Origin of the sequence: Streptomyces sp., from assembly GCF_019510245.1 — a bacterium.
Classification (GTDB): Bacteria; Actinomycetota; Actinomycetes; order Streptomycetales; family Streptomycetaceae; genus Streptomyces.
The window spans coordinates 26,994-47,550 of record NZ_JAEKKT010000121.1 but is presented as its reverse complement, the minus strand read 5'-3'; the positions used below and the strand labels follow the sequence as shown (position 1 = coordinate 47,550).

21 protein-coding genes are annotated in these 20,557 nt (G+C 71.3%); 6 read left to right on the top strand and 15 right to left on the bottom strand.

What is annotated here, in order from left to right; genetic code table 11:
• The first annotated feature begins 273 nt into the window (after nt 1-273).
• Together JF597_RS11605 and JF597_RS11600 are read left to right on the top strand one after the other, a co-directional pair.
• Complete coding sequence (locus tag JF597_RS11605; protein ID WP_293992737.1) at nt 274-945, top strand: TrkA family potassium uptake protein; 672 nt, start codon at nt 274-276, stop codon at nt 943-945.
• Nucleotides 945-1,616 carry a TrkA family potassium uptake protein gene (locus tag JF597_RS11600; protein ID WP_293992736.1) on the top strand — a complete coding sequence of 224 codons (672 nt, stop codon included), beginning with the start codon at nt 945-947 and terminating at the stop codon, nt 1,614-1,616. The genes JF597_RS11605 and JF597_RS11600 overlap by 1 nt, the downstream gene beginning before the upstream one ends.
• Nucleotides 1,617-1,673: 57 nt before the next feature.
• Here JF597_RS11600 and JF597_RS11595 read toward each other — a convergent pair whose 3' ends face one another.
• From JF597_RS11595 to JF597_RS11560, 8 genes are all read right to left on the bottom strand, one after another.
• Nucleotides 1,674-2,468: a DUF3159 domain-containing protein gene (locus JF597_RS11595; RefSeq protein WP_293992735.1), complete on the bottom strand. Its 795-nt coding sequence runs from the start codon at nt 2,466-2,468 to the stop codon at nt 1,674-1,676.
• A 3-nt stretch (nt 2,469-2,471) separates the two neighbouring features.
• On the bottom strand, nt 2,472-2,870 hold the full coding sequence (locus JF597_RS11590; RefSeq protein WP_293992734.1) for an OB-fold nucleic acid binding domain-containing protein: 399 nt from the start codon (nt 2,868-2,870) through the stop codon (nt 2,472-2,474).
• A gap of 77 nt (nt 2,871-2,947) precedes the next feature.
• The gene (locus JF597_RS11585; protein ID WP_093498626.1) at nt 2,948-3,634 is read right to left on the bottom strand and encodes a response regulator; all 687 of its coding nucleotides are present in this window, start codon (nt 3,632-3,634) and stop codon (nt 2,948-2,950) included.
• On the bottom strand, nt 3,631-6,189 hold the full coding sequence (locus tag JF597_RS11580) for a sensor histidine kinase KdpD (RefSeq protein ID WP_293992733.1): 2,559 nt from the start codon (nt 6,187-6,189) through the stop codon (nt 3,631-3,633). The genes JF597_RS11585 and JF597_RS11580 overlap by 4 nt, the downstream gene beginning before the upstream one ends.
• A 150-nt stretch (nt 6,190-6,339) precedes the next feature.
• Nucleotides 6,340-7,506, bottom strand: coding sequence for an alginate lyase family protein (locus JF597_RS11575; protein ID WP_293992731.1), 1,167 nt, complete (start codon nt 7,504-7,506; stop codon nt 6,340-6,342).
• 162 nt (nt 7,507-7,668) lie between these two features.
• The gene (locus JF597_RS11570; protein WP_293992729.1) at nt 7,669-8,433 is read right to left on the bottom strand and encodes a DUF3710 domain-containing protein; all 765 of its coding nucleotides are present in this window, start codon (nt 8,431-8,433) and stop codon (nt 7,669-7,671) included.
• A gap of 1 nt (nt 8,434) precedes the next feature.
• Nucleotides 8,435-9,016 (bottom strand): dUTP diphosphatase, encoded by a 582-nt coding sequence (gene dut, locus JF597_RS11565; RefSeq protein ID WP_293992726.1) that lies wholly within the window; start codon nt 9,014-9,016, stop codon nt 8,435-8,437.
• Nucleotides 9,013-9,597, bottom strand: a complete 585-nt coding sequence (locus JF597_RS11560; RefSeq protein WP_293992724.1) for a PaaI family thioesterase — start codon at nt 9,595-9,597, stop codon at nt 9,013-9,015. The genes dut and JF597_RS11560 overlap by 4 nt, the downstream gene beginning before the upstream one ends.
• 58 nt (nt 9,598-9,655) lie before the next feature.
• Here JF597_RS11560 and JF597_RS11555 point away from each other — a divergent pair, with 58 nt between their 5' ends.
• Nucleotides 9,656-10,123, top strand: a complete 468-nt coding sequence (locus tag JF597_RS11555) for a DUF3093 domain-containing protein (RefSeq protein ID WP_293992722.1) — start codon at nt 9,656-9,658, stop codon at nt 10,121-10,123.
• A gap of 102 nt (nt 10,124-10,225) precedes the next feature.
• Here JF597_RS11555 and JF597_RS11550 read toward each other — a convergent pair whose 3' ends face one another.
• The 4 genes from JF597_RS11550 to JF597_RS11535 form a co-directional block, all read right to left on the bottom strand.
• Nucleotides 10,226-11,188, bottom strand: coding sequence for a hypothetical protein (locus tag JF597_RS11550; protein ID WP_293992720.1), 963 nt, complete (start codon nt 11,186-11,188; stop codon nt 10,226-10,228).
• 13 nt (nt 11,189-11,201) lie between these two features.
• A complete protein-coding gene (locus JF597_RS11545) occupies nt 11,202-11,498 on the bottom strand; it encodes a DUF4193 domain-containing protein (protein ID WP_003997302.1) in 297 nt (98 codons plus the stop codon).
• Between the two features lie 401 nt (nt 11,499-11,899).
• A complete protein-coding gene (locus JF597_RS11540) occupies nt 11,900-13,162 on the bottom strand; it encodes a HAMP domain-containing sensor histidine kinase (RefSeq protein WP_293992658.1) in 1,263 nt (420 codons plus the stop codon).
• Nucleotides 13,163-13,167: 5 nt separating this feature from the next.
• On the bottom strand, nt 13,168-13,821 hold the full coding sequence (locus tag JF597_RS11535; RefSeq protein WP_130438183.1) for a response regulator transcription factor: 654 nt from the start codon (nt 13,819-13,821) through the stop codon (nt 13,168-13,170).
• 419 nt (nt 13,822-14,240) lie between these two features.
• On the opposite strand from JF597_RS11535, the gene JF597_RS11530 reads away from it, so the two are divergent.
• Nucleotides 14,241-14,414, top strand: coding sequence for a hypothetical protein (locus JF597_RS11530; protein ID WP_167450044.1), 174 nt, complete (start codon nt 14,241-14,243; stop codon nt 14,412-14,414).
• 490 nt (nt 14,415-14,904) lie between these two features.
• Here the strand turns inward: JF597_RS11530 and JF597_RS11525 are convergent, their stop codons facing one another.
• Together JF597_RS11525 and JF597_RS11520 are read right to left on the bottom strand one after the other, a co-directional pair.
• Nucleotides 14,905-15,720, bottom strand: coding sequence for an inositol monophosphatase family protein (locus JF597_RS11525; protein WP_293992650.1), 816 nt, complete (start codon nt 15,718-15,720; stop codon nt 14,905-14,907).
• A gap of 8 nt (nt 15,721-15,728) precedes the next feature.
• Nucleotides 15,729-16,856, bottom strand: a complete 1,128-nt coding sequence (locus JF597_RS11520) for a ferrochelatase (RefSeq protein WP_293992647.1) — start codon at nt 16,854-16,856, stop codon at nt 15,729-15,731.
• A 164-nt stretch (nt 16,857-17,020) separates the two neighbouring features.
• On the opposite strand from JF597_RS11520, the gene JF597_RS11515 reads away from it, so the two are divergent.
• Nucleotides 17,021-18,259 carry an MFS transporter gene (locus JF597_RS11515; protein ID WP_293992645.1) on the top strand — a complete coding sequence of 413 codons (1,239 nt, stop codon included), beginning with the start codon at nt 17,021-17,023 and terminating at the stop codon, nt 18,257-18,259.
• The gene (locus JF597_RS11510; protein ID WP_293992642.1) at nt 18,219-19,538 is read left to right on the top strand and encodes a D-arabinono-1,4-lactone oxidase; all 1,320 of its coding nucleotides are present in this window, start codon (nt 18,219-18,221) and stop codon (nt 19,536-19,538) included. The genes JF597_RS11515 and JF597_RS11510 overlap by 41 nt, the downstream gene beginning before the upstream one ends.
• On the opposite strand, the gene JF597_RS11505 is transcribed toward JF597_RS11510, so the two are convergent.
• Nucleotides 19,462-20,274 (bottom strand): hypothetical protein, encoded by an 813-nt coding sequence (locus tag JF597_RS11505; RefSeq protein ID WP_293992640.1) that lies wholly within the window; start codon nt 20,272-20,274, stop codon nt 19,462-19,464. The genes JF597_RS11510 and JF597_RS11505 overlap by 77 nt on opposite strands.
• Nucleotides 20,275-20,557: the final 283 nt, after the last annotated feature.

Genomic DNA, 20,557 nt, shown 5'->3' with positions numbered 1-20,557 from the left:
GGATTCCGCAGCCTACGCCCGATCCGTGCCTAGATGGCAGACCCCGCCTGTCTTCGCACTTCGGAGGTCCCATGCCCGCGACCGCAGAGCTGATCGGTGCCACGGTCGCCCTTGTCGGCCTCGGAATCCTCACCGCGTGGAGCGTGCGCAGCATCACTCGGCGATGAGCGCGGCACGGGGGTGCCCGCCCGGGACGGTGCGTGTGTAGCTTGGGCCTCGGTCTGAGAACCTGATGTGGCTGAGCAGTAACTTTTGAACACCGGAAGGACGGTCGTGCACATCGTCATCATGGGCTGCGGGAGAGTGGGTTCCGCTCTCGCCCAGACCCTGGAGCAACAGGGGCACACGGTCGCCGTGATCGACCAGGACCCCACCGCCTTCCGCAGGCTGGGCCCGGGCTTCGGCGGCCGCCGGGTCACCGGAGTCGGCTTCGACCAGGACACCCTGCGCGAGGCGGGCATCGAGGAGGCCGGCGCCTTCGCCGCCGTCTCCAGCGGTGACAACTCGAACATCATCTCCGCGCGGGTCGCCCGCGAGATGTTCGGCGTGGAGAACGTGGCGGCCCGGATCTACGACCCCCGGCGCGCCGAGGTCTACCAGCGCCTCGGCATCCCGACCGTCGCCACGGTCCGCTGGACCGCCGACCAGATGCTGCGCCGGCTGCTGCCCTCGGGCGCCGAGCCGCTGTGGCGCGACCCCACCGGCGGGGTCCAGCTCGCCGAGGTGCACGCCTCCCCGAAGTGGGTCGGTCATAAGATCAGCAGGCTCCAGGAGGAGACCGGGGTCCGGGTCGCGTTCCTGACCCGGCTCGGCGAGGCGATGCTGCCCACCTCGCAGACGGTCCTCCAGGAGGGCGACCTGGTGCACGTGATGATGCGGACGGACGACGTCGACAAGGTCGAGGCCGCCTTCGCCGGGGGTCCGGAAGAGGAGGGCGGTCACTGATGAGGGTCGCCATTGCCGGGGCCGGTGCCGTCGGCCGCTCCATCGCGGGCGAGCTGCTGGAGAACGGCCACGAGGTCCTGCTGATCGACAAGGCTCCTACCGCCATCTCGGTGGAGCGGGTCCCGCAGGCGGAGTGGCTGCTCGCCGACGCCTGTGAGATCACCTCCCTCGACGAGGCGGCGCTGCAGCGCTGCAACGTCGTGATCGCCGCGACCGGCGACGACAAGGTGAACCTGGTCGTCTCGCTGCTCGCGAAGACGGAGTACGGCGTTCCGCGCGTCGTCGCCCGGGTCAACAACCCGAAGAACGAGTGGCTGTTCAACGAGGCCTGGGGCGTGGACGTCGCCGTCTCGACGCCGCGCCTGATGTCGGCCCTGGTGGAGGAGGCGGTGTCGGTCGGCGACCTGGTCCGTCTGCTGCGCTTCAGCCACGGCGACGCGAACCTGGTGGAGCTGACGCTGCCCGAGGAGTCGGCCCTGGCCGGCACCCAGGTCGGCGACGTGGAGTGGCCCGAGGACACCTCGCTGGTCACGATCATCCGCGGCACCCGGGTCCTCACCCCGTCCAAGGAGGACTCCCTGGAAGCGGGCGACGAGCTGCTGTTCGTGGCGGCCCAGGCCCGTGAGGAGCAGCTGGAGGACCTGCTGTCGGTACGGCGGGAAGAAGACTGACGCAGGCAAGGAGAAGGGCGCCCTCCGCTGCGGAGGGCGCCCTTCTCTCGTCCGTGCCTACTTGCGGTGGCGTCCGCCGGCGGCCTCGCCGCTCTCCGCGGCCGGCGCCGCCCCGCCGTTCTCCGCGGCGAGCGCCGCCTTGCGCTCCTCCTCGGCCTTCTCGGCCGCCTCCATCTCCGCGAACACGTCGATCGGCGCCGGTGCCTTCGCCAGGAAGACCCAGGTGAGCCAGACCGCGAGCAGGAACGGCGGGATCTTCAGCGCGACGAGCACCCAGCCGAGCTGCGCGGTGTTGGCCCACCAGTAGAGCGGGAAGAGGATCGCGCACTTGGCGAGCAGGATCAGGCCCCACGCCCAGCTGGCCTTGGCATACGCCTTCTTGCGGCCGGGGTTGCGGGTGCGCCAGGAGAGGTTCTCCTTGAAGACCGGGCCGAGGATCAGGCCGATCAGCGGGACCCCGCACAGGGTCGTGACGATGTACGCCAGCGCCAGGCCCAGCGTGTAGAGCATGCCGGGGAGGTAGAAGTCCTTCGCGTTGCCCGTCATCATCGCGAAGACGACACCGAAGGCGACGCCGAAGACCCCGCTGAAGGCGTGCTTGACGGTGTCCCGCATGGCGAGGCGGACCACGACCAGCACCACGGAGACCGCGAGGGCGGCGATCGCCGACCAGTGCAGGTCCTTGTTGATGGTGAAGATCGTGACGAAGAGCAGGCCGGGCAGGACCGTCTCGACCATGCCCCGGACACCGCCGAACGCCTCGAAGAGCGCGGCCTCGGTCACCGCCCGCGCGTCCTCCGCCCGGGCGTCCTCCGCCTGTGTGTCTTCGGTCGGCTTGTCGAGCGACGTCACCGGCTACTCCCTACCGAGGGGTCTCAGTTCGTACTTGGGATTGAACAGCACCCGGCGGCCCCGGCTCAGCGAGATCCGGCCCGATGCGATGAGCCTGCGTCCCGGTTCTATCCCGACGATGGAACGCCTGCCGAGCCACACCACGTCCAGCGCGGCGGAGCCGTCGAACAGCTCGGCCTCCAGGGCCGGGACTCCGGCACGCGGCCGCAGGGTGACCGTGCGCAAGGTACCAGTTACCGTGACGATCTGCCGGTCGTGGCAGTCGCCGATCCGGGTACAGCCCGCGGTGTCGGCGTCCTCGCGCAGCTCCTCCGACTCCAGGTCCTCCTGGGACGAGGAGAGCCGGTCGAGCATGCGCCGGAACCGGCCGGCCGGCTTCTCGGAACGAGGAACAGCACTCATGTCTGAAGCCTACCGGGGCACACCGACACCGCCGTAGTCCAGCTCACTTCGCGACCCGCCTCACTTGTCGAACCGCCTCAGCGCTCGAACCGGTACCCCATCCCGGGCTCCGTGATGAAGTGCTTCGGGTGCGAGGGATCCGCCTCCAGCTTCCGGCGCAGCTGGGCCATGTACACGCGCAGGTAGTTGGTCTCCGTCCCGTACGACGGCCCCCACACCTCCTGCAGCAGCTGCTTCTGGCTGACCAGGCGCCCGGTGTTGCGGACCAGCACCTCGAGGAGGTGCCACTCGGTCGGGGTGAGCCGGACGTCCCGGCCCGCCCGGTTGACCTTCTTCGCGGCCAGGTCGACGGTGAACCCCTCGGTCTCCACCAGGACGTCGTCCTCGCCGCCCCCGGTGACGGGCTCGGCCCGCCGTACGGCAGCCCGCAGCCGGGCCAGCAACTCGTCCATGCCGAAGGGCTTGGTGACGTAGTCGTCGGCACCCGCGTCGAGCGCCTCGACCTTCTCGTCGGAGGAGTGCCGGGCGGAGAGGACCAGGATCGGCACCCGGGTCCAGCCGCGCAGCCCCTTGATCACCTCGACGCCGTCCATGTCGGGCAGGCCGAGGTCGAGGACGACCACGTCGGGGTGGCGGGAGGCGGCCAGTTCGAGGGCGGTGCGGCCGTCGGGGGCCGCGTCGACCTCGTACTTGCGCGCCTTGAGGTTGATCACGAGGGCGCGCACGATCTGCGGCTCGTCGTCGACCACGAGCACACGGGTCATGAGGCCTGCCTTTCCGGTTCTGCCAGGGGTTCTGCCACGGCCTGCGCCGCTTCGGCGACCGATCCTGCCGCGCGGAGGCTGAGGACCATGGTGAGCCCGCCGCCGGGCGTGTCCTCGGCGTTCAGGGTGCCGCCCATCGCCTCCGCGAAGCCCCGGGCGACCGCGAGCCCGAGTCCGACCCCGGCGCCGCGCGGAGCGTCACCGTAACGCTGGAAGGGCTCGAATATGCGTTCCTTGGCCTCGTCGGGCACGCCGGGCCCGCGGTCCACGATCCGCACCTCCACCCGGTCCGCGATGGCGCTGGCGGAGACCAGCACGGGCCGGTCGGACGGGCTGTACTTGACGGCGTTCTCCACCAGGTTGGCCACCGACCGCTCGAGGAGCCCGGCGTCGGCCTCGACCATCGGCAGGGTCTCGGGGACGTCGAGGTCCACGGCGCCGTCCGGTACGCCGACCAGCGCCATCGGGACCACCTCGTCGAGGTCGGTCTCCCGGACGATCGGGGTGACGGTGCCGGTCTGCAGCCGGGACATGTCGAGCAGGTTGCCGACGAGGTGGTCCAGCCGGTCGGCGCCCTCCTCGATGCCCTCCAGCAGCTCCGCCCGGTCTTCCTCGGACCAGTCCACGTCGTCCGAGCGCAGCGAGGTGACCGCCGCCTTGATGCCGGCCAGGGGGGTGCGCAGATCGTGGCTGACGGCGGCCAGCAGCGCCGTGCGGATCCGGTTGCCCTCGGCGAGCGCGCGGGCCTGCTCGGCCTCCTCCTGGAGGCGCCTGCGGTCCAGGGCGACGACGGCCTGGGCGGCGAAGGCGGCCAGCACCCGGCGGTCCTCGGCGGGCAGCACCCGGCCGGTCAGCGCGAGGGCCATGTGGTCGCCTATCGGCATGTCGACGTCGCCGTCCTCGGGCCGCTCCAGGGCGGGCCCGAAACCGGCGCGCCCGGCGCAGCTCCACGGCTCGACGTCGCTCGCCCGCTCCAGGAGGGCGGCGGACTCCATGCCGAAGGTCTCCCGGACCCGTTCGAGCAGTTCCTCCAGGCTGGTCTCGCCGCGCAGCACGTTGCCGGCGAGGAAGGAGAGGATCTCCGACTCGGCGCGCAGCCGGGCCGCCTGGTGGGTGCGGCGGGCCGCGAGGTCCACGACCGAGGCGACGGACAGCGCGACCCCGAAGAAGATCACGATGGCCACGATGTTCTTCGGGTCGGCGATGGTCAGCCGGTGCAGGGGCGGGGTGTAGAAGTAGTTCAGCAGCAGCGACCCGAAGGCCGCCGAGGCCAGCGCCGGGAAGAGCCCGCCGAGCAGCGCGGCCGCGACCGTGAGGGTCAGGAAGAGCAGCATGTCGTTGGCGAGGCCGAGGTCGACGGTGTTGAGCAGCACCGCCATGACGGCCGGGCCGACCAGGCCGACCAGCCAGCCGGCGATGATCCTGCCCCGTCCGAGCCGGGCGCCCCGGGCCACCGGCAGCCCGCGCCCCTTGCCGGCCTCGCCGTGGGTGACGATGTGGACGTCCAGGTCCGGCCCGGACTCGCGGGCGACGGTGGCCCCGACGCCGGGTCCGAGGACGTACTGCCAGGCCTTCCGGCGCGAGGAACCGAGCACGATCTGGGTGGCGTTGACGCCGCGCGCGAAGTCGAGCAGGGCCGCGGGTATGTCCTCGCCGACGACCTGGTGGAAGGTGCCGCCGAGTTCCTCGACCAGGGTGCGCTGGACCGCGAGTTCCTTCGGGGAGGCCGAGGTCAGGCCGTCGCTGCGGGAGATGTAGACGGCGAGCACCTCGCCGCCGGCGCCCTTCTCGGCGAGCCGGGCGGCCCGCCGGATCAGCGTGCGCCCCTCCGGTCCGCCGGTGAGCCCGACGACGATCCGCTCCCGTGAGCCCCAGATCGCCGAGACCTGGTGCTCGCTCCGGTACTGCTTCAGGTACTCGTCGACCCGGTCGGCCACCCACAGCAGCGCCAGCTCGCGCAGGGCGGTGAGGTTGCCCGGCCGGAAGTAGTTGGACAGGGCCGCGTCGACCTTGTCCGACTGGTAGATGTTGCCGTGCGCCATGCGCCGGCGCAGCGCCTGGGGCGACATGTCGACCAGCTCGATCTGGTCCGCGCGCCGTACCACCTCGTCGGGCACCGTCTCACGCTGGCGCACGCCGGTGATGGACTCGACGACGTCGCCGAGCGATTCGAGGTGCTGGATGTTGACGGTCGAGATCACGTCGATCCCGGCCGCCAGCAGCTCTTCCACGTCCTGCCAGCGCTTGGCGTTGCGGGAGCCGGGGATGTTGGTGTGGGCGAGTTCGTCCACGAGGGCGACGGCGGGCGCCCGGTGCAGCACGGCGTCCACGTCCATCTCGGTGAACACGGCGCCCCGGTACTCCAGCTCGGTGCGCCGGATCTGCTCCAGGCCGTGCAGCATCACCTCGGTGCGCGGCCGGTCGTGGTGCTCGACGAAGGCGACCACGCAGTCGGTGCCCCGCTCCACCCGCCGGTGCGCCTCGGAGAGCATGGCGTAGGTCTTACCGACGCCCGGTGCCGCACCGAGATAGATCCGAAGCCTGCCGCGTGCCATGGTCCTATTGTCTTCCTGCAACTGCCGCCAACGCAGCGTCGACCCTACGGCCAACAATCCCGGCGAATGGTGCAGGGGCCCCGGCAGCGGGCATCTTTGACGCAACCCTGATGGGCGCCGGTGCGGGGCTCCGACGCCCGTGCGGGCCGCTCACTCGGGGTTGTCGCCGTGGGTGAGCGTCTCCCAGGCCACGAAGAGGTTGTTGGTGCCGGCGGGGCGGTTGTTCCGGGTGAGCGTCTCGGTGTTGGTCATGGCGATGCCGAGGCGGTTGTGGAGGGCGTTGTAGCCGACCTCGGTGACGGGTCCGAGCCCCAGGTTCAGGGAGCCGCCGCAGAGCCAGCCGGGGACGGCGGCGCCCAGCTGGTACTTGGCCTGGAAGCCGAGGGCCTGCCGCAGCCGCTCGCCGACGTCGGTGCCGTACAGGTCCTGACCCTGGATCCGGCTGGTCTCGGCGACGTGCGAGATCGCGGAGATGCCGTAGCCGGTGTGCGTGAAGTCCCGGCAGGTCTCCTGGGTGAGGCCGGTGACGAAGGTGGACTGGCCCTGCCAGTAGGAGACGATCTTGGCGGTGGTGTCCAGGTTCTGGCTGGGCACGGTCTTCGGCACCGACCCGTCGGAGGCCAGGTAGACGTAGGCGGCGGTGCGGGTGCGGAACCTCGCCATGGCCGTGTCGTACGACGCCCTGTCCTCCAGGAAGACGGAGATGCCGACGGCGGCCTCCGTCATCGACAGCTCCCAGTTGCCGTTGGAGTTGGAGCCCTTGATGACGGTGGGGAGGTAGACGTTGCGCAGCATGGTGGCGAAGCGGGCCTCGTTCGCCCAGGTGCCGGTGTACGTGTACCTGATGATCTCGGCGGCCTTGGGCCAGGAGGAGCCCGCCCAGCCGCTCTGCAGCGGCGCGTTGCTGTTGGTGTGGCCGGTGATGGTGGCCGACCAGGCGTCCATGATCTGGATGGCCTTCTGGGCGTAGCGGGCGTCCTTGGTGATGTACCAGGCGAGGGCGTCGGTGTAGGCGGCGATCGCGTCCTCGCGCTCGTCGGTACAGCCGTGATTCGGGTTCGAGTACGAGCCGCACTCGACGGTCGCCCACGGGGTCGGCGTGCGGTTCAGGTCGGCGTACTTGCTCGCCATCATCTGGTCGTAGGCCGCCTTCCAGGGCTGGGCGCCGGCCAGTACCTCCGTGCGGGCGAAGTCCAGCTGGCTCCTGGAGACGGTGACCCCGGGGTGGACGAAGGTGCTGGGGGCGGCCTGGGCCGGCCAGGAGAGGGCTCCGGCGAGGAGGGCGGCGACGGCTGCGAGGAGTCCGGTTCTGCGCATACCTGAAGGCCTTTCGTTCATGTAAGTGAACGCGAGGCGCCTTTATGAACGGCGCGTTGAGCCGTGACCGTAGGTACGGACCAATTCGCCGTCAAGGGGTCGCGCACGCAGAAGAGCCGCACCCCGAAGGGCGCGGCTCTCGAACGGCTCTCGGCGGAGCGCCTAGCGGACCTCGGTGATCTCCGGTCCGCGCTGGAGCTGGCCCATGCCGCCGGAGAAGCGCGAGGACTCCTCCTGCTGGACGCCCTCGGGGACCATCTGGGCATCGTTGGGCAGCTTCAGGACGATCGGGTCGCGGGGCGCCATCGGGCCCTCGCCGCGGACCACGACGGTGTCCCGGAAGATCTGCTCGAGGAGACCGGCCGCCTGCGGCTGCACCGCGCCCTGCCCAGAGATCACACCACGCAGGAACCAGCGGGGACCGTCCACACCGACGAACCGCACCACCTGGAAGCCGCCCGTGCCGTCCGGCAGCTGCACCGGCACCTGGGCGCGCAGCTCCCAGCCCAGCGGCCCCTCGACCTCGTCGACGATGCCGCCCTGCTGGGTGATGCCGGTCGCGATCTCCTCGCGGACCTCGCCCCAGATGCCCTCGCGCTTGGGGGCGGCGAAGGCCTGCAGCTGGATGGCGCTGTCGCGCAGCACGACGGTCGCCGCGACGATCGCGTCGCCCGCGACCTCGACCCGGAGCTCCATGCCGTCCACGCCCGGCACGAACAGACCGCCCAGGTCCACCCGGCCCTCGCCGGGCTCGCGCACCTCGGTGTCGTCCCACGGCCCGTCGGGCCGGGGCTCCGGCTCCAGACGAACGCGCTCGCGCTCGCCCTCTTCTTCCTCGTCCGCCTCGGTGTCGACGCTGTCGACGACCTGCTCGGCCTCGCCGGCCGCGTCCTCGGCGGCACCCTTCTTCTTGCGACGTCCGAACACGTCACTGTCCTTCCCGGTCGGATACGACCGAAGCGTATCGATTCCCACCCGTCCGACCGCCCTCGGCGGCCTGACCGCTTGTGCCGCTCACGTCGCCCACCGCGGCATGACCGCCGGTGGACCCGAAGCCCCCCTCGGCCCGCGCCGAGCCGGGAAGTTCCGCCACCTCGTGGAAGCGGACCCTCTCGACCTGCTGGACGACCAGTTGGGCGATCCGGTCGAAGCGCTCGAACCGCACCGCCTCGCGCGGGTCGAGATTCACCACGATCACCTTGATCTCCCCACGGTACCCGGCATCAATCGTCCCCGGGGCATTCACGAGGGCCACACCGCACCGGGCGGCGAGCCCCGAACGAGGGTGCACGAAGGCCGCGTACCCCTCCGGGAGGGCGATCGACACGCCCGTGGGCAGTACGGCCCGTTCCCCGGGCTCCAGCTCGCACGCCTCGGTGGTGCGCAGGTCGGCTCCCGCGTCACCCGGGTGCTCGTACGCCGGAAGCGGTACGTCGGGGTCGACGCGGCGGACGAGGACGCCGAGCGGACCCGCCGTGCGGGCCGGGGTCGGGAGTTCTGCAGGGTTCACGGATTCACCTCGAAGGCGCGGGTGCGCCGGGCCTGGTCCGGGTCCTCCATCGCGGCCTGGATCTCTTCCTCGCGGCCGTGCTCGACGAAGTGCTCGACGGGTACCTCGACGAAGAGGGCGTCGGCGCGGACCGCGACGGGTCCCTCCGGGCCGTTCACGCGGCCGGTGGCGGTCGAGTAGATCTTCCGGCCCGCGACGGCGACCACCTCCGCCTCCAGGTGGAGCGTGGTGCCCACGGGCACGGGCCGCACGAAGTCGGTCTCCAGCCGTCCCGTCACGGCGATCTTCCGCAGCAGCCAGTTGAGCGAACCCAGCGTCTCGTCCAGGGCGGTGGCGAGCACCCCGCCGTGCGCGAGGCCCGGGGCGCCCTGATGGGCGGGGCGCACGGTGAACTCGGCGGTGAGGGAGACTCCCTCACCGGCCCGTACCTCCAGGTGCAGGCCGTGGGACTGCTCGTGGCCACACCCGAAACACTGTTCGTAGTGTGCACCGACGAGCTCACCGGGCGCGGGCGCGTCGGGGTGCCGCTCCGGTTTCCGGGCACCGGCAGGAGGCTGAAGAGCTGCGGAACTACCACTCACAGCCGCAGACCTTACCCGCGCGTCCGGTGAATCCGGGCACCGTGCCAAGCTTGGCTCCATGCAGCTCTCCGCCACCCCCTACGAAGAACGCCTCACCGCCCCCCGCTCCTGGTGGTTCATCAGCTTCCTGGTCGGCGTCTCGCTCGCCCTGATCCTGCTGCCGTTCGGCACCCTGCCGATGCTGGGCGGCCTGGCCGGCGGCACCGCGGCGGCAGCGGTGGTGGCCAGCTCGTACGGCTCCCCGCGGATCCGGGTCGTCGGCGACTCGCTGATCGCGGGCGAGGCGAAGATCCCGGTCTCCGCCCTGGGCCCGTCGGAGATCCTGGACCCGGACGAGGCGCGCGCCTGGCGTACGTACAAGGCCGACGTCCGTGCCTTCCTCCTGCTGCGCTCCTACATCCCGAGGGCCCTGCGCGTGGAGGTCACGGACCCGGAGGACCCGACCCCGTACCTGTATCTGTCGACCCGGGAGCCGGAGGCCCTGGCGGCGGCGATCGAGGCGGCGAAGGCCGGCGCGAAGGCGTAGCGCTCCGGCGCGCAGCACGGGGCCCGCGGGGCATCCGGGCCGCGCCCGCGCCCGGCCCGGCGGTGCCGGTCTCGCTCGTCCCCCGCGCGCCCGGCAGGGCCGTCAGCCCTCGAAGTCCTCGGGCAGTTCGGCGATCGGCAGCGGCTCCGCCGGCTTCTCCAGCGGCGGCAGCTCCGGCAGTTCCTCCCACGGCACCTGGATCTTTCTCAGGTCCGCCCGGATCCGCGCGGCGAGCCTTCTGGTGTCCCGGCGGTTCATGACCGCCCCCACCGCGGCGCCCACCATGAACGGCATCAGGTTGGGCAGGTCCCGCACCATCCGCTTCATGATCTGCTGGCGCAGCTCGCGCTTCATGTGCCCGCCGAGCGCGTTGTTGAGCGTCGACGGCTTCATCACGTCGATCCCGCGCTCCCCCGACCAGGAGGACAGATACGCGGTGCTGCGGGCCTTCAGGTTCCCCGGCGGCCGCACGCCGTACACCTCGTGGAGCTCGGCGATCATCTTCAGCTCGATCGCCGCGACCCCGGTGATCTCCGCGGCCAGTTCGGTCGGCATCGCCGGGGGCACCGGCAGCATCGCCGCCGCCCCGACACCGGCCCCGACCGCCGAGGTCGCGCCCGCCGCGCCCGCCACCAGCCTGTCGGCGAGCTGCTCGGGCCCGAGGCCCGGGAACTGCCGGCGCAGGGTCCCGAGGTCGCGTACGGGGACACGCGGGGCGATCTCGATGATCCGGTCCGCGAGGTACGCCAGCCCGGCTTTCGCCCGGCTGCCGCCCTTACGGGCCCCTTCCCGGGCCATGTCCACGGCCCTGTCGCGGATGGCCGCGGCCCTCCCCCGCTCTCGACTTCGCTCGAGCGGGGGGACCCCCGTCCGGGCGACGGGCGCGGGGGAGCTGTCCGCCGGCGCCGGGAGGTCACCCCGGTCGGCCGCCGGTTCGAGCGAGGCTCCCGCATCGGGCGAGCCCCGCTCGTCATCACGATCACGCGCGCGTGGGCCGTCGGACGGCCCAGAGTCCGCTCCCGGCAAGGGGAAGCGGCGCTTCCGAGGTGGGGTCGAGCCAGTCATGCCCGACCCGTCCTCAGTCGCAGTCGCGGCAGATCGGCTGACCGTTCTTCTCGCGGGCCAGCTGGCTGCGGTGGTGCACCAGGAAGCAGCTCATGCAGGTGAACTCGTCCTGCTGCTTGGGCAGCACCCGGACGGCCAGCTCCTCGTTCGAGAGGTCCGCGCCGGGCAGCTCCAGGCCTTCGGCGGCCTCGAACTCGTCGACGTCCACTGACGACGTCGACTTGTCGTTCCGCCTGGCCTTCAGCTCTTCAAGGCTGTCCGAGTCGACGTCGTCGTCGGTCTTGCGTGGAGTGTCGTAATCGGTTGCCATGTCGCTCTCCCCCTCTGGGTGTCTGCGGTGTCTCCAGCGCACGTAACGCGTGAGAGGCCGGACTTGTGCCCGACCCGAGGCGGAGATTTTGCCTCACATCAAGGTCTGTTACTCAATCGACACCCAACCGGACCCCCCAAGAGCGATCAGGTTGAATGGCGATGGGGACCGTACACGGTCCTGCCGAGGCACTTCAAAGGCGCCTCACCCTGTACTTCCCGTGATCAAGACCCCTGAAAACAGGGATTTTCCCGGCTTTATTCCCCCGGCCATGATCACAGAGAGTAGATGGCCGGAAAACCGCCCTTGTGATCGATCACACAGAGGGGAATGTGCCGCGCCGCCGGAAAATTCAGCGCAAAGCGAACATCCCCCGCGTGTGTCGCGATCTTGTAACGGCGTCAGATCGGCAACGTGACCCGCATCACGAGCCCGCCGCCCTCCCGGGGCTGGGCCACGATGTGCCCGCCGTGCGCCCGGGCCACGGACCGCACGATGGACAGGCCGAGGCCCACGCCCTTGTCGCTGCCCGTCCGCTCGGTACGGAGCCGTCTGAAGGGCTCGAAGAGGTTGTCGATCTCGTAGGCCGGGACCACCGGCCCGGTGTTCGCGACGTAGAGCACCGCCTGCCCGTGCTGGATCTCGGTGTTCACCTCCACCCAGCCGTCTTCGGGCACGTTGTAGCGCACCGCGTTCTGCAGCAGGTTCAGGGCGATCCGCTCCAGCAGCACACCGTTGCCCTGGACCACGGCCGGTTTCCGTGCGCCCCGGATCGTCACGCCCTTGGCCTCCGCCTCGGCGTGCACCTGGTCGACGGCCTGGGAGGCCACCTCGGCCAGGTCGACCGGCTTGCGCTCGACGATCTGGTTGTCGCTGCGGGCGAGCAGCAGCAGGCCCTCCACGAGCTGCTCGCTGCGCTCGTTGGTGGCCAGCAGCGTCTTGCCGAGCTGCTGCAGCTCCACGGGCGCGCCCGGGTCCGAGAGATGCACCTCCAGGAGCGTGCGGTTGATCGCCAGGGGCGTGCGCAGCTCGTGCGAGGCGTTGCCGACGAAGCGCTGCTGGGCGGTGAAGGCCCGCTGCAACCGCTCCAGCATGTCGTCGAAGGTGTCCGCGAGTTCCTTGAGTTCGTCGTCCGGGCCGTCCAGCTCGATCCGGCGGGACAGGTCCGAGCCGGCCACCGCACGGGCGGTGCGGGTGATCCGGCCGAGCGGGGAGAGCACGCGGCCGGCCATCGCGTAGCCGAACGCGAAGGCGATCACGGCCAGGCCCAGCAGGGCGAGGAGCGAGCGGCTGAGGAGGTTGTCCAGGGCCGCCTGGCGCTGGTGGTCCACGCACTGGGCGATCGCGTTGTTGAAGTCTCCCAGCGACACGGTGCTGGACGTGCCGCCTGCCATGTTGATCGCGGGGCAGTTGTCGCTGGAGACCGACAGTTTGTCGAAGCCGACGATTTTGAACAGCGGCTGGTTGCCGGTGCTGATCGCCTGGGCGGCGAGCAGGTAGATGATCGACAGCAGCAGGATGCCGGCGATCAGGAACATGCCGCCGTACAGCAGGGTGAGCCGTATGCGGATGGTCGGGCGCAGCCACGGCAGGACGGGCTGCGGCCGCCTGGGGTCCCAGGTGGGCTTGGGGGGTGCCTGCGGGGGTGCGGGAGTGGCGGCCACGGTCATCAGATCCGGTAACCCGAGCCGGGGACGGTGACGATCACCGGGGGCTCGCCCAGCTTGCGGCGCAGGGTCATCACGGTCACGCGCACGACGTTGGTGAAGGGGTCGGTGTTCTCGTCCCACGCCTTCTCCAGGAGCTGCTCGGCCGAGACCACGGCGCCCTCGCTGCGCATCAGCACCTCCAGCACCGCGAACTCCTTCGGCGCGAGCTGGACCTCCTTGCCGTCGCGGAAGACCTCGCGGCGGTTCGGGTCGAGCTTGATGCCGGCGCGCTCCAGGACGGGCGGCAGCGGCACGCTGGTACGGCGGCCCAGGGCGCGCACGCGCGCGATGAGCTCGCTGAACGCGAAGGGCTTGGGGAGATAGTCGTCGGCGCCGATCTCCAGTCCCTCGACGCGGTCGCTGACGTCGCCGGAGGCGGTCAGCATCAGCACGCGGGTGGCCATGCCGAGCTCGACGATCTTGCGGCAGACGTCGTCGCCGTGCACGAGGGGGAGGTCGCGGTCGAGGACGACCACGTCGTAGTCGTTGACGCCGATGCGCTCCAGGGCGGCCGCACCGTCGTACACGACGTCGACGGCCATGGCCTCCCGGCGCAGTCCGGTGGCCACCGCATCGGCGAGCAGTTGCTCGTCCTCGACGACGAGTACGCGCACGTCGCTTGTCCTTCCGCTGTCCACCCGCGTAGCGCGCACCGGCGCACCCGGGCAGGGGTCTTCATGGGATGTGTGACCTCCATCCTGCCCTTTTCGGCCATAAGTCGGCAGTAAGACAGGGGCCCGGGCAGCCGGATCCGAGGCCGCCGGGCGGGAATGCGGGATTTTCTCCTGCGGTTGAGGTTTCCACGGAGAGGAGCGGGGGGAGGACGGCATGTACACCCCGCGATCACGCTCTGCATGTGCCGCAGCACCATGCGGTACGTACACCGCCGCTACAGCAGAGTGGACGATGGGGGTGTCCGGCACCGTCGCCGCCCAGCAGGGCAGCGCTGGGCACCCGCGAGAGACGTGATCGCCCCTCCCGAACGGCACACCCCCGTGCCACCGACCCACGACCCAGGACGAGGGGGCGCAGCATGGACGCATTCACCGCAGGACTTCTGCAGCGCATAAAGGCGACCGAGTCCGACATCACCCGGGCTCGTGACGAGGGTGACGACTTCCTCGTCGAAGTGGAGCAGGCCGAGCTCGACGACCTGCGCCGCCTCGCAGCCGAACACGGTGTGGAAGTCGGCGCGACCAGCGTCTGACAGACCCGCAACACCGCACCACGAGAACAGGGCCCCGGCGAATCCAGCGCCGGGGCCCTGCTCGTACCTGATCCCTTCCCCCGCTACCGCGTTCGATTCCTGTCGGCGGCAGGGACGAGATCTTTTTCGCGGCAGCACGCCGGTGCTCGGTACGACGGCACCCGATCTCCGAGCAGGGTTTCGAAGCTCCCGGGGAGACCGCGGAGAGGTGTCCGCACGGCGCCCGGAGCCCCGGCCCGTCCACGCCGGCGACCGCCCTTGCGGGCCCACTGCCCGACCGGGCTCCCCCGCCGATCTCTTCCCGCCAACGGCGCTCAGCCGTCACGGCCGTGACCGGCGGGGCCCGCCCACCCCACCACGTACTCCTGCCGGCTCCCCCATCGCCGAATCGGCTCCACCACCGGCGACCGCCGCCCGCCGCACCGGCGCTCGGCCGGCGCGGCGGTGACCGGCGGTCCGGAACCCCCTCCGTCCGGGCGTGCGGCGTGGCTCAGTCGTGCCATGCTCCGAAGTCCTCCAGGAGGCGCTGGAGGGGCTCGAAGACGCCGGGGGGGCCGGCGACCGTCAGGTCGCGGGAGAGGGGCGCTCCGGGGCGTCCACCGGTGCGGGCGCCGGCCTCGCGGGCGATCAGGTCCCCGGCCCCCCAGTCCCACGCGTTCAGCCCGCGCTCGTAGTACCCGTCCAGCCGGCCGCAGGCAAGGTCGCACAGGTCGATCGCCGCCGACCCGCTGCGCCGGACGTCGCGGAGCAGCGGGATCAGCCGGGCCGCGACCTCGGCCTGGTGGGTGCGGACGGCGGTGACGTAGTTGAAGCCGGTCGACACCAGCGCCTGGTCCAGCGGCGGTGCCGGGCGGCAGCGCAGCTCGCGCTCGCCCTCCCAGGCCCCGGTCGCCCAGGCCCCGCCGCCGCGCACCGCGTGGTACGTCTCGCCGCGCATCGGGGCCGCCACGACGCCGACCACCGTCTCCCCGTCCTGCTCGGCGGCGATGGAGACCGCCCAGGTCGGCAGCCCGTACAGGTAGTTGACCGTGCCGTCGAGGGGGTCGATCACCCAGCGCACGCCGCTCGTGCCCTGCGTCGACGCGCCCTCCTCGCCGAGGAAGCCGTCGTCGGGACGGCGACCGGCGATCAGGTCGGTGATCAGCTTCTCCGCCGCGATGTCCATCTCGGTCACGACGTCGATCGGGCTGGACTTGGTCCGGGCCACGGCGAGGTCGGCCGGGCGGCCGTCCCGCAGCAGCCTGCCCGCACGGGCGGCCGCCTCCCGGGCGAGGTCCAGCAGGTCCGTGTGCAGGGCGTCGGTCACGGGGTTCCTCACGCGTAGGGGCTGTCGGCACCGGCCGCGGCCGGGCGGGGGGCGCGGGCCGGGCAGCAGCCGACCGGGCAGACGTCGTGGCTCGCGCCGAGCGCGCCCAGGGCGCACGGCGTGACCTCACGCCCGCTCTCCTTGGCGGCGCGCTCCAGGACCAGCTCGCGGATCGCGGCGGCGAACCGCGGGTCGTCCCCGACGGTCGCGGACCGCCGTACCGGAAGGCCCAGCTCCGCGGCCTTGGCCGTGGCCTCCGTGTCGAGGTCGTAGAGGACCTCCATGTGGTCGGAGACGAAGCCGATGGGTGCCATGACGACGGCCGGGACCCCGGCGCCGTGCAGCGCCTCCAGGTGGTCGCAGATGTCCGGCTCCAGCCACGGGATCTGGGGGGCGCCGGAACGGGACTGGTAGACGAGCCGCCAGGGGTGGTCGACGCCGGTGCGCTCGCGGACCGCGGTGGCGATCAGCTCGGCCACGTCCAGGTGCTCCTCGACGTACGCGCCGCCCTCGCCGTGCGCCTCCACCGGGCCGGAGGTGTCGGCGGCGGCGGTCGGGACGGAGTGCGTGGTGAAGGCGATGTGGGCGCCCGCGCGGACGCCCTCGGGGAGGTCGGCGAGGGATGCCAGCACTCCGTCGATCATCGGGTCGAGGAAGCCGGGGTGGTTGAAGTAGTGCCGCAGCTTGTCGATCCTGGGCGGTTCGAGGCCCTCGGCCGCCAGCGCGGCCAGCGAGTCCGCCAGGTTCTCGCGGTACTGCCGGCAGCCCGAGTAGGAGGCGTAGGCGCTGGTGGCGAGCACCAGGATGCGGCGGCGGCCGTCGGCGACCATCTCGCGCAGGGTGTCCGTCAGGTACGGCGCCCAGTTGCGGTTGCCCCAGTAGATCGGCAGGTCCAGGCCGTGCTCGGCGAAGTCCTTGCGCAGGGCGTCCAGCAGGGCGCGGTTCTGGTCGTTGATCGGGCTGACCCCGCCGAACAGGAAGTAGTGCTGCCCGACTTCCTTGAGGCGTTCCTTCGGGATACCGCGCCCGCGCGTCACGTTCTCCAGGAACGGGACCACGTCGTCCGGGCCTTCCGGGCCGCCGAAGGAGAGCAGGAGCAGGGCGTCGTAGGGGGTGGCATCGAGCGCGTCTGACATGAGCCGATCCTGCCACCCGGCACTGAAGGCCCGGAAACAGGAGCGTGAAGAGTCGGATTCGGGAGGTTTATCCCCGGCACTCGGCGGGTGCATCCGGGTGACCTCACTCGTAAGCTGTATCAGCCGCAATCGCGCCTTACTCAGCTCAGCCGTCGGAGATTCCCGTGCCCAGCCCCTACCGTGCTCTGTTCGCCGCCCCCGGCAGCAAGGGCTTCTCCGCCGCGGGCTTCGTCGGCCGGATGCCGCTGTCCATGATGGGCATCGGCGTGGTGACCATGATCTCCCAGCTCAGCGGGCGGTACGGGCTCGCGGGCGCGCTGTCGGCCACCATCGCGCTGTCCGCGGCGGCGATCGGGCCGCAGGTGTCCCGGCTGGTCGACCTGCACGGCCAGCGCCGCGTCCTGCGCCCCGCGACCCTGCTCGCGCTCGCGGCGGCGGCCGGGCTGCTGTTCGCGGCGCACTACGGGTGGCCGGACTGGGTGCTGTTCGTGTGCGCCGCCGGGATCGGCGCGGTGCCGAGCCTGGGCGCGATGATCCGGGCCCGCTGGGCCGCCCTCTACCGGGGCACCCCGCAGCTGCACACCGCCTACTCGTTCGAGTCGGTCGTCGACGAGGTCTGCTTCATCTTCGGGCCGATCCTCTCCATCGGCCTGTCCACGACCTGGTTCCCGGAGGCGGGCCCGCTGCTGGCCGCCGGTTTCCTCGCCGCCGGCGTCTTCTGGCTGACCGCCCAGCGGGCCACCGAGCCCGCGCCGCACCCGCGCGGGCACCACGGCGGCGGTTCGGCGCTGCGGGCGCCCGGCCTCCAGGTGCTGGTGGCGACCTTCGTGGCCACCGGGGCGATCTTCGGGGCCGTGGACGTGGTGACCGTCGCCTTCGCCGACGAACGCGGCCACAAGGGCGCCTCCAGCGTCGTCCTGGCGCTGTACGCGGCGGGTTCCTGCGTGGCCGGAGCGGTCTTCGGGCTCATGAGGTTCGCGGGGAGGCCGGAACGCAGGTGGCTGCTGGGCATATGCGCGATGGCCGTGAGTATGATCCCCCTCCTACTGGTCGGAAACTTGCCGCTTCTGGCCGTGGCGCTGTTCGTTGCGGGCCTGTCCATCGCACCGACGATGATCACGACGATGTCCCTCATCGAAAAGCACGTACCTCGCGCGAAGCTCACCGAGGGCATGACCTGGGTGAGCACCGGCCTCGCGGTCGGGGTGGCGCTCGGCTCCTCGGTCGCCGGCTGGGTGATCGACGCGGCCGGCGCCCGTGCCGGGTACGGGGTTCCGGCCGTGTCCGGGGCCGTCGCGGTCGCGGTCGGTTTCCTCGGGTACCGCCGGCTCAGCAGGCCGGTCACGGGTCGGGGAGGCACCGTTGAGCAGTACAGCGAGCGGGAAGAGCGGCACGTGGCGTAACTGGGGAGGGAACGTCACCGTCCGCCCCGCGCGGGAGGTCATGCCCGCCTCCGTGGACGAGCTGGCGGCGGCCGTACGGCAGGCGGCCGAGGACGGCCTGAAGGTGAAGGCGGTCGGCAGCGGCCACTCCTTCACCTCGATCGCCGCGACCGACGGCGTCTCGGTCCGCCCTCAGCTGCTGACCGGCATACGCGACATCGACCGTAAGGCCATGACCGTCACGGTCGAGGCCGGCACCCCGCTCAAGAGGCTCAATGTGGCCCTGGCCCGTGAGGGCCTGTCGCTGACCAACATGGGCGACATCATGGAGCAGACGGTCTCCGGGGCCACCAGCACCGGCACCCACGGCACCGGCCGCGAGTCGGCGTCGCTGGCCGCGCAGATCAGGGAACTCGAACTGGTCACCGCGGACGGCTCGGTGCTCACCTGTTCCGAGAAGGAGAATCCGGAGGTCTTCGCGGCCGCGCGGGTCGGGCTCGGCGCGCTGGGCATCGTCACCGCGATCACGTTCGGGGTGGAGCCGGTCTTCCTGCTCACCGCGCGTGAGGAGCCGATGCCGCTGGACCGGGTGCTCGCCGAGTTCGACCAGCTCCACGCCGAGAACGAGCACTTCGAGTTCTACTGGTTCCCGCACACCGGCAACACCAACACCAAGCGCAACAACCGCAGCGCGGGGCCGCCGCAGCCGGTGGGGCAGCTGGCCGGCTGGTTCGAGGACGAGTTCCTCTCCAACGGCGTCTTCCACGCGGCCCAGTTGGTCGGCCGTGCGGCGCCCGCCGTCGTACCGGCGATCGCCCGGATCTCCAGCACGGCGCTGTCCGCGCGGACCTACACGGACATCCCCTACAAGGTCTTCACGTCCCCGCGCCGGGTGCGCTTCGTGGAGATGGAGTACGCCGTCCCGCGCGAGGCTTTGGTGGACACGCTGCGGGAACTGAGGGCGATGGTCGACCGCTCGGATCTCAGGATCAACTTCCCGGTCGAGGTCCGCACCGCCCCGGCCGACGACATCGCGCTGTCCACCGCGTCCGCCCGGGACAGCGCCTACGTCGCCGTGCACATGTTCCGGGGCACGCCGTACCAGGCGTACTTCACCGCCGCCGAACGCATCTTCACCGCGCACGAGGGCCGCCCGCACTGGGGCAAGGTGCACACCCGGGACGCGGACTACTTCGCCGGGGTCTACCCGCGCTTCGGCGAGTTCACGGCGCTGCGCGACCGGCTCGATCCCGATCGGCTGTTCCAGAACGACTACCTGCGGAGGGTTCTGGGGCAGTAGCCGAGGACCCGTCGGGCGTGGGGGCCGTGCTCGGCTCCCCGCTCACGGACCCGCTCGGCGACGGTGCGGCGGTCCCCTCGCTCCCGGGCGCACGGGTCGCCGCCCAGGACGGCGACGGCGACGGAGTGGGCGAAGTGGCCGCACCCTCGCCGGAGTCCGCGCCGGAGGAACCCGAGGAGCCCGGGGAGTTCTTGGCGTCGGAGGAGCCCGGCGAGCCCGACGGCCCCGACGGCCCCGACGACGTGGTGTGGCCGGTGACCGCGCTGCCGACCGTCGTACCGGCGCCGCCGCCGAAGGTGTTGCCGGAGACCAGTTCGCAGGCCGTGATGCCGGCCATGGTCACCGTGAACACCAGAGCGGCCGCGACCAGCGGGCGGCGCCGGGTCCGGAGCCGGGCGCGGTAGACGGTGCCCTCGCCGAACCGGCCGGAGGCCGGGGGCGCTTGCTCTTGGGGGCGCGGCGTTCTGGCCCCGGTCACCGTCGCGTCGCGGAACTGTTCGCCGGTGCGCCTGAAGAAGTGCTGGAACACCGAGCCGCCGCAGGTGGCGATCACGCTGACGACTCCGGCGCCGAGGATCGTCCCGTACACCCCGAAGCTGGACGCGAGTTCGGCGGCCACCACCGCGGCCACCGCACTGCCCGCGACCTGGGGGACGCTGAGGTCGATCTGCTTCGAACTTCCCTTCACCTCCTCCCCCGTACTGGTCTCGTCACCGGAACCGGGCCTTTCACGCATTCCCGAACCTTGCCTGCCTTTCCCGCACTTGTTCGACCGACTGCAAAAGAAAGGGACGTACGGACGAAACCATTAGTTCCGTTTCTGAGGATTGCGTGAAGTACGCCACGTTCAAGATCGCCCGATACGGGCAAACAACGGCCGGGGGGCGGTTGTTGCCAGAAGTTGAGCGGCGCGCCAATCCACGCACGTGGCCCGAATGGAGTACTGTTGCGAGCCCTGGGTCCGGTCTCCCGCCAGGGCGTCCGAGGCCTTGCAGGACCGCCGGGAGGGGGCTAGTTGC